Annotated in this window: 1 protein-coding gene; it reads left to right on the forward strand. The window is 60.8% G+C overall.

Annotated elements, in window-relative coordinates:
• Nucleotides 1–103: 103 nt before the first annotated feature.
• Nucleotides 104–1,261: an IS30 family transposase gene (locus GVV77_RS18025; RefSeq protein ID WP_246199903.1), complete on the forward strand. Its 1,158-nt coding sequence runs from the start codon at nt 104–106 to the stop codon at nt 1,259–1,261.
• Nucleotides 1,262–1,268: the final 7 nt, after the last annotated feature.

A 1,268-nucleotide genomic window follows, 5' to 3' on the forward strand; every position in this document is an offset into this window, starting at 1 on the left:
GGTGAGTTCAGTCGGTCGTTGCAACACCCCCTATTGATGTGAGGTGTTGTGAGTGGTGTCGAAAAAGGAACGACTCGATCAGGAGGCGCGGTTCTGGGTGTTGATGGCCCAGGGATCGACGCTGACAGCGGCCTGTGATGCTGTAGGCGTGAATCGACGAACTGGACACCGTTGGCGCCAAGCAACCGGCGGTCGTATCCCGCGCGCTAAGCCAGAGCCTTCAGGCCGGTACCTCTGTCTGGAGGAACGACTACGAATAGCGGATCTGCACCTGGTCGGGTGTGGTGTTCGGGCGATCGCCCGGGAAATAGGCCGGTGTGCTTCGACGGTCAGCCGCGAGTTACAGCGGAACAACCCACCCACGGCTGTCCGGGGACGGGTCTCGAACCGGGTGAAGTACGCCCCGTACGCAGCCCAGATCCGGGCAGAGTTATCGGGCCGGCGGCCGAAGGCAAGCAAGTTCGATGATCCGGAACTAGCCTCGTTGGTGCAGGCTAAGTTGTGTGTGAAGTGGAGCCCGGAGCAGATCAGTGACCACCTTGCCATGGCTTGTGGTGACCGGCGGGAGTTGCAGGTGAGTCCAGAGACGATCTATCAGGCCCTGTATGTCCAGGGCCGCGGCCATCTACGCGCTGATCTGCATCAACACCTGCGTACCGGGCGTGCGGTGAGGCGTCCCAGGCGCTCCACCACGGTGAAGAGTTCGGGGAAGATCCCGGACATGATCCTCATCAGTGAACGCCCCGCAGAGGTCGCTGACCGTGCCGTGCCCGGCCATTGGGAGGGCGATTTAGTGCTCGGTTCGAACTGCCGGTCAGCTATCGCAACCCTCGTTGAACGCCAGACACGATTCGCGATGCTCGTCCATCTACCAGGGGATCACAGTGCGATCACCGTCAGGGATGGTCTGTTGGCCGCCATCAAAACCCTGCCGGTGCACCTGGCCAGATCCCTGACATGGGATCAGGGCACCGAGATGGCTCAGCACCGCCAAATCAGCATGGCCACGAAGATGGCGATTTACTTCTGCGATCCTCACTCGCCGTGGCAGCGTGGCTCGAACGAGAATCTCAATGGTTTGCTGCGCCAGTACTTCCCGAAGGGCACAGACCTATCCGTTCACTCACCCCAGCGGTTGCTCGAGGTCGCCACCGAACTCAATGACCGGCCGCGTAAAACCCTCGGCGGAATCACCCCCGCACACGCCATGCAACAACTACTGTTCAAACCAGAAAACCCGACCGTTGCAACGACCGCTTGAATACACC

The sequence above is a fragment of the Arthrobacter zhaoguopingii genome, from assembly GCF_009828605.1.
Taxonomy (GTDB): Bacteria; Actinomycetota; Actinomycetes; order Actinomycetales; family Micrococcaceae; genus Arthrobacter_D; species Arthrobacter_D zhaoguopingii.

Excerpts from the sequence above, each read along its gene's own strand:
- GVV77_RS18025 (WP_246199903.1), top strand. The coding sequence starts at position 104 with ATGGCCCAGGGATCGACGCTGACAGCGGCCTGTGATGCTGTAGGCGTG.